The organism is Micromonospora sp. NPDC047620, from assembly GCF_043205005.1.
Classification (GTDB): Bacteria; Actinomycetota; Actinomycetes; order Mycobacteriales; family Micromonosporaceae; genus Micromonospora.
Window position 1 is genome coordinate 1 of sequence record NZ_JBIDDG010000068.1, and the last position, 6,413, is coordinate 6,413.

8 protein-coding genes and 1 pseudogene are annotated in these 6,413 nt (G+C 65.7%); 4 read left to right on the forward strand and 5 right to left on the reverse strand.

Annotated features, from left to right (window positions below; translation table 11 throughout):
- Positions 1–180: 180 nt before the first annotated feature.
- On the reverse strand, positions 181–879 hold the full coding sequence (locus ACGF5C_RS34045; protein WP_393308412.1) for an alpha/beta fold hydrolase: 699 nt from the start codon (positions 877–879) through the stop codon (positions 181–183).
- A 25-nt stretch (positions 880–904) separates the two neighbouring features.
- Between ACGF5C_RS34045 and ACGF5C_RS34050 the strand changes: the two are divergent.
- Positions 905–1,063: pseudogene (locus ACGF5C_RS34050) on the forward strand (IS5/IS1182 family transposase); the annotation flags it as partial.
- Between the two features lie 290 nt (positions 1,064–1,353).
- Here the strand turns inward: ACGF5C_RS34050 and ACGF5C_RS34055 are convergent.
- Complete coding sequence (locus ACGF5C_RS34055) at positions 1,354–1,521, reverse strand: hypothetical protein (RefSeq protein WP_350687518.1); 168 nt, start codon at positions 1,519–1,521, stop codon at positions 1,354–1,356.
- A 318-nt stretch (positions 1,522–1,839) separates the two neighbouring features.
- On the opposite strand from ACGF5C_RS34055, the gene ACGF5C_RS34060 reads away from it, so the two are divergent.
- The 3 genes from ACGF5C_RS34060 to ACGF5C_RS34070 all read left to right on the forward strand — a co-directional run bounded on the left by ACGF5C_RS34060 (position 1,840) and on the right by ACGF5C_RS34070 (position 3,745).
- The gene (locus ACGF5C_RS34060) at positions 1,840–2,214 is read left to right on the forward strand and encodes a hypothetical protein (RefSeq protein ID WP_393308414.1); all 375 of its coding nucleotides are present in this window, start codon (positions 1,840–1,842) and stop codon (positions 2,212–2,214) included.
- Between the two features lie 321 nt (positions 2,215–2,535).
- Positions 2,536–3,327, forward strand: coding sequence for a GNAT family N-acetyltransferase (locus tag ACGF5C_RS34065; RefSeq protein ID WP_393308416.1), 792 nt, complete (start codon positions 2,536–2,538; stop codon positions 3,325–3,327).
- Between the two features lie 109 nt (positions 3,328–3,436).
- A complete protein-coding gene (locus tag ACGF5C_RS34070) occupies positions 3,437–3,745 on the forward strand; it encodes a hypothetical protein (protein WP_393308418.1) in 309 nt (102 codons plus the stop codon).
- Positions 3,746–3,847: 102 nt separating this feature from the next.
- Here ACGF5C_RS34070 and ACGF5C_RS34075 read toward each other — a convergent pair whose 3' ends face one another.
- From ACGF5C_RS34075 to ACGF5C_RS34085, 3 genes are all read right to left on the reverse strand, one after another.
- Entirely contained in the window at positions 3,848–4,360 is a 513-nt protein-coding gene (locus tag ACGF5C_RS34075) for an NUDIX domain-containing protein (RefSeq protein WP_393308420.1), read from the reverse strand.
- Between the two features lie 169 nt (positions 4,361–4,529).
- Positions 4,530–5,549, reverse strand: coding sequence for an endonuclease NucS domain-containing protein (locus ACGF5C_RS34080; protein ID WP_393308422.1), 1,020 nt, complete (start codon positions 5,547–5,549; stop codon positions 4,530–4,532).
- Between the two features lie 214 nt (positions 5,550–5,763).
- Positions 5,764–6,267 (reverse strand): NUDIX hydrolase, encoded by a 504-nt coding sequence (locus ACGF5C_RS34085; RefSeq protein WP_393308424.1) that lies wholly within the window; start codon positions 6,265–6,267, stop codon positions 5,764–5,766.
- Positions 6,268–6,413 lie beyond the last annotated feature (146 nt).

Sequence of the window (6,413 nt, forward strand, 5' to 3'; positions counted from 1 at the left end):
GGCTGCACTGGATGGACATGAACTTCACCAAGGTCTCGTAGCCCGGCGGTGACCCACCCTGCTTCAGACGTCCATCAAACATCCGCACATGCCGCGATCCGGTCGCTACACGGCGTGGTAGCCCGTACCGCGGCTCGTGGTGCGGACATGTCGAGATGTGAGCATGTCTACGGGTGGAGGTCACGAAGCGGTGCAGGCGTTCGTGACGGTCTTGGTCCACACCTCAGGGTGGGTGTACCAGAAGTCATGCGGTACGCCAGGGACGGTTGAAAACCTCCCGCGCGGAACCAGCGCGGCAAGCTGCGCCAGTGACCACGGCGGGCGGATGTCGTCGCCGGCTGCGATGAAATGCATCGGCACGCCGCAGGCGGCCAGTCCGCGCCACAGATCGGATTGATGAATCCAATCGGTGAACGAATCGCTGAGAGCCGCATGCACTTCGGGCACCCAGTCGATGTCGACAACGGGCTCCGCGGCCTTACCGGCTTCGTACGCCTCGGACCACGTGCGGTCACGCTGGGGACCCCTACCAGCGATGCCGACCACCGCGGCCACCGCCTCTGGATGTTCGATCGCGTAGCGCACACCCAGATCACAACCCCACGAATGGCCTACGACTATCCAGGTTCCGACGCCGACCGCCTCACGGATGCCCTCAAGATCAGCAATTGCTTCTTCCATGGTGTGCGGGCCGCCGCCCGAGCGGCCAACGCCGCGCGGTTCGGGGTGCCAGGCGCGGTGGCCCAGCGGCGAGATTTCATCACGTTCCAGATACTGCACACAACCTGGGCCGCCGGTCAGGACGACGACGTCAGGCCCGTGGCCCGTCACGCCAACATGCAACGCGGTAGCTCCAATTTGAATCATCCGCGACTCCATGTCCGCGAAGCTACCAACAACAGCCGTACGCTCATGCCTCGGCTGGATCATGCTGCACCGGCGCCTGGCCCGTGACTACGAAGCCCTACCCGACAACTCCGCCAGCATGATCCGCATCGCGATGATCGACAACCTCACCAAACGCGTCGCCGACGAAACCACCCCAACCTGGCGAGATATCTGAAGGTGGCATCACCCGCAAAATACGTGAATCAGACGCCCTCTTAGCTCAGCCCGGCCCGCTCCGGCGTGACGGTGGCGTTGTGGGTGGGCACCGACGTCATCCACCTGCTCATCGCCGGTGCCCAGATCAGGTCCGTGTATTCATACCTGTCCGTCGTTGACCTTGCCGGCCTGCTCTGGCAGGGCGGGCGGCCAGTGGTGAACAACCTCTGCCGCAGGCCCTACCCGGCGAGGCGGTCGAGGTCGACCGGACCGTCCGCCGCGGTGGTCACGTGTCCCTGGGCCAGCACATCATTCTGGCCGTGCACCGTCGTAGCCGGCGTCAGCCAGCGCCGGGACATTGAGGTGCGCGACGGACCAGTTCAGGGCGACGGTCACGCCGGGGTCCGGGCGCAGCTCAGCGTGCAGATGGCTGGGTATCGCGTCGGAAGTCCAGATCGGCAGTCCGTCCGGAATCATGACCGCCTGGATGTTGGCGCCGAAATCGCGGTGCTTCCGGAGTGCCAGGCGTCGATCGTGCTGCCTTTGACGCTGGTGGTCGTCTCGGCCAGCCGGTCGCTGTCGAACACCCGTCGAGGATGACGAACGTCCAGTCGTCGTCGGCGGCCCGGCGCAGGGCGTCGTGCAGGTCAGGTCGTTGCGCGGCCAGGACCGCGGTGCCTTCGGCGATGTAGCGGTACGCGGTCGCCTGCCGATGTGGGCCGAGGAATCGTGCTTCCGGGGCGGGGCCGGGGAGGAGACGGTTGACCACTTCCAGGGGTGGGGGATCATGGGAGGGTGACGTTCGCGGTGCATTACCTCGTGCCGGCGGCCGGTCTGCTGCCCGTGCCGGACGGCGACGATGTGCTGGTGTTCGACGCGACGCTCGCCGTCGGTGCGGGGGAGCGCACCGTCGTGTTCTCGGTGTTCGCCGAGGGCACCGGCCTGCGGATCGCCACCGACCTCGATTACACCGCGCTGCTGCGCCGTGAGCCGGCCGAGGTCGGTGCCGTCGCGGCGGTCGACGCGTGGGTGCTGGAGCGGGCGCCGCGCGCGATCCGGCTGCACGAGCTGTTGCTCGACGTGCTGCCGCCGCGGGCGGACGCCGAGCGTTGGTTGGCCGCCCGGGACCCGGCCGGCGATTACTGGCGGGTGCTGGGGCGGCCGCGGTGAGGCTCGGTTCGGCACCCGCAGGTCGGCCCCGGCCTCGGTCGACACCGTGTGGACGTGCACGAGCGAACAGGTCGCACTGATCTGCCGATGTGCGGGCGTTCGACGCAGCCCCTGACCAGGTGACGAGTCAGGGATCAGGGCCGGTAGGAGGTGGCCCTGCTGGATCGGAGCGCACCGCTCGGTGCCGCAGGTTCGCTAACTCGTGATGGTCAACCACCGAAAGGGACGCAGTCGGCCAGTACCTGCAAAGACGGCATCACTCGTCCACGGGCGCGATTAACCCCGCGCAGTGCAATTGCCAGCCCCGGTAGCCTGCCGATCATGACGGAATCCGGCCTGGCCCGCGCTATCGCGTTCACACATGACGTTGCGCGCCGGCAGGCGCACCAGATCGTCGACATGCCCGATGGGTTCGCGGTGCTCCACGAGAAGTTTCCCGCCTCGTACGACCACAACAAGGTGATCCTGACCGCGCCCGTGGAGCCAGCGCAGGCGCTTGCAGCCGTCGATCGAGTACTTGGCGGCGTGGGCCTGGGGCACCGGATGGTCGTTGCCGACGACCTGAACGGCGCTGCCTGCGCACCCACCTTCGTCGATGCTGGCTACCAGCATGCGATCAACCTGATCATGGGCCACACCGGTGCGGCGCCGGACCGTCCTGCCGACCCTGCGATCCGGGTCGAGCAGGTCGACCTCGACGCGCTGCGCGAGTCGACGCGCTACGAGTGGCGCGAACAACTGCCGCACGCCAGCGACGAGGTAGTCGACCAGCTCGTCGAGCGACGTGCCACCCTGCTACACGGCGCTGACGAGGTGGCCTTCCTCGCCGTACGCGACGTCGCCGGCCGGGTGCTCTCCCGCGCCGACGTGTATATCGACCCCGCACATGGCATCGCACAGATCGAAGACGTGATGACCAGCCCGGCATACACCGGCCGCGGGTACGCTCGAGCGATCATGGCCGACGGACTTCGCCGCGCCCACGCCGCCGGTTGCGACCTGGTCTTCGTAGTCGCCGACGCGCAGGACTGGCCCCGACACCTCTACGCCCGTCTCGGGTATGTCACGGTAGGCCGCAGCCACGTCTTTGTCCGTCCGACGTCGAAACCCTGATTGTGGACAGCATTCTTTCGTGCGACCGCGCGTTGGCCGCGCCCGGCGTAGTGCGCTGTCATGCCGATGATCGGAAGTCGCAGGTCCACAGGACACCTACCATCGGGACGTGCAAAACACCCACGACTCCGGTCACGACCGATACCGACCAGAAGAGTTCTGGACGCTGTCGACAACCTCCATGACCCAGCAGGAGGCTGAGGAGGCGGCGCAGCTCATCCGCGAGCGCTTTCCTGAAGTCTTCGCCAACGCGGTGGATCCAGGCGATTGGATGACGCTGCACCTTGACCGTACGACGGCCGAGATGTTGCGAGATGCGGTCGCCATGTTCGTGTCGGCGGGCGGCGACGCTGGCAACATGCTGGAGGAGTTTGAAAGATTCCTGGCCATCGCGAACGCCGGCGATCGGGAGGGCTGACAACTTCCGGACTGCCGCGATCAGTGCGCTGAGGTGTCGCAGATCAGTTGGCAGACGAGTGTCGCGCATCAGTCAGCGGAGGACATGCTTCCAGCAGTTTGTCTAGTCCCACCTAATGCTTGACGGATCCGCCCCAGCACATGCACGACAGTCAGCCTTGGTTCCTCGGTCGTCCTGGTTACAGTCGGTGACATCTGGGTGCCTGCGGGCGCACTCAAACTCAGGCAGAGAACGAACCATTGCCGCCAAGACGCCATGCACGAGGGGAAGGCCGCCCAGCTCGCTGATCCCGACCCATGCGATGTCGTCATGCTCGTCGGGTGCACGGTTGGTCGGAGAGCCGACCCAGTCTCCAATTTGCCAGACGCCCACGTGAACGGCGTCCTCACCACTGCCGGCATGCAAGACGCCCAACCGTGAAGCGGACTCCGCCACGATTTGAACACCGAGCTCCTCGTCCATCTCACGCGCGAGGGCTTGTAGTTCCGACTCACCCGCTTCGACCTGCCCCCCGGGCAGATCCCAGACATCTGGGTATACCCGTTTGGTCGGCCTGCGGTGTACTAGCAGGACCGCGCCGTTTTCAACGAGTACGCCCGTGACGACAACATGCATGACGGGGAGTAGAGCACAGGGATAGGACAAGCTCGCCAGAGCCAAAGGGAACGCGCAGACGTCCGGATCTGCCGCTGTCCGCGCGCGACGCCGCAGCCATCCACCGTCCGCGCCCGGCGCAGAGCCACGTCTGCGATGGAGTGTTGATCACCGCTGGTCTTAGGGTCGTTTACGGCAGGGGTTCCGCGATCTGGTGGAGGGTCCGCCCGTCAGGTGCCCGGTACCAGTTCGGCGGCCAGAGTTGGGCTCGTGGCGGCTGCCCGGTGGCGGTCTCGATGATGTGTCGAATCAACGCGATGATCCGATAGCGTTGCCCATCGGCGGCCCATTTGACGGGGCCGTTGACGTCATTGTGCCATTGCACTTGCGCCCGGCTCGGGTCTGTGCCGAGCCATGCGCGAATGCTATCTCGATCTTGGTCGACGAGATCGGGTACGACGATGGTCAACTCGGTGCCGTCCGGGATGGCGCCGTGGGAGATGAGACGCTGAACCGCTGCCGCTCGGCGTTCGCCCGAGGCCCGAGTGGCTGCCTGTGTGGCGCCGCTGGATCGCGGTCGGATCATGAAGTCCTCGGCATCGGGCACGGGCAGCAGCTGAGCGACGGACAGGACCTTCTCACCGGCGGCGGTCTGGTACAGCTGGTAGCGGACCAGCCGAATGTCGATGCCTGCTTCGTACAGGAACAGGGCGGTGTTCGTGACGGTCGGGCCGAAGTCGGCGGCCATGAGCACGATCCGCGGCGGGCTCAGCGTCTCGTCCGAGACTCCTTCGGCCCACTCCATCAACTGGACCAACGCCTCCTCGGCAGTGGTTGAGCCGCCAAGATGGGCGGCATGTACGTCCGCCAGGATGTCCAGGCTGAAGCGACGAACCATAGCCGCATAGTTGATCGCCTGCATGGTCACTGTGTCCGGTGCGCGGTCGCGCTTGAGCTCCACAACCACTAGCCGTCCGGTGCGGTCAAGACCCAGCACGTCCAGTCGGTCTGCGGTCGCAGTTCCTCCACCCGAAACCCATTTGCCGTATTCGAACGTGACAACCTTAACTCCGGCGCCGATCAGTTCCGGATGATCGATCACCCATTGCTGCAGGTGCTGGCGCTCCAACAGGCCAGCCTCGGCCAACGAGATTCGACGGGCGGGAACGGCGGTCGCGCCATCGACGGTGAACAGCAACTCTTCGGCCACGAAGCACCTCCGGCACAGACCGTACACCTCGGAACATTCGTAAAAGCCGAGCGCTGACGCCCGCTACCGAACCGGAGGTGTCATGGCCCACCGTAATGAACCTCTTTCAACGTGGCCAGGGCCGGACCGGCGCCGGTCAACGGCGGTGGAGCCTCCGGCCACTCGCCAGGTTGAAAGGTTCATGGTGGGCAGGGGTGGTCGCTGCCGCAGCTTGCTAGAGGCCGAGGTGGATCGGCTGGGTGGGCGTGTCTGTGGTGAGAAGCGCCGTCAACGGTGTGGCGAGGTCGCGGGGCGAAAACAGCTCAGGGCCGGCATAGCTGACGATCTCCGAGAGATGCCACCAGCGGAACGCGGCCAGGTTCTCGGCGGCGAGTTGGTCGTCGGTCAGTTCGCCGCGGGGCTGGAAGTGGCTCGCGCGGATGAGGAAGTAGTCATTGATGATGCCGTCGAACCCCGATGCGTGGTCGGTGGCGAAGACTTCCTGGTGCCAGACGTGCGGTGGGTCGACGGTGATCGTCAGACCTGTTTCCTCGCGAAGTTCGCGGCGCAAGGCCGTCAACGGGTCCTCGCCGGGTTCGATGCCGCCGCCTGGTGCCGCCCATACGCCCTTCGCCTCGCCAGGCACCGCCGGGTGAGGGAAGACGAACCGGCACAGCAGGATGCGGTTGTCTTCGTCGAGCACGATCGCACGGACGGAGCGACGCAGGTTCGGCGTCATGGTATGTCAGACGTGGCGGCGGGAACGATGATCGACACGTCTGGAGACTAATACTCCAGCCGCACCTGGTGGAGTCGGAGTCTTCGCTGGTAGTGGGCTGTTTTGGCGCGGTATTGGTGTCGGCGTCGCCATCGTGACCATCGATG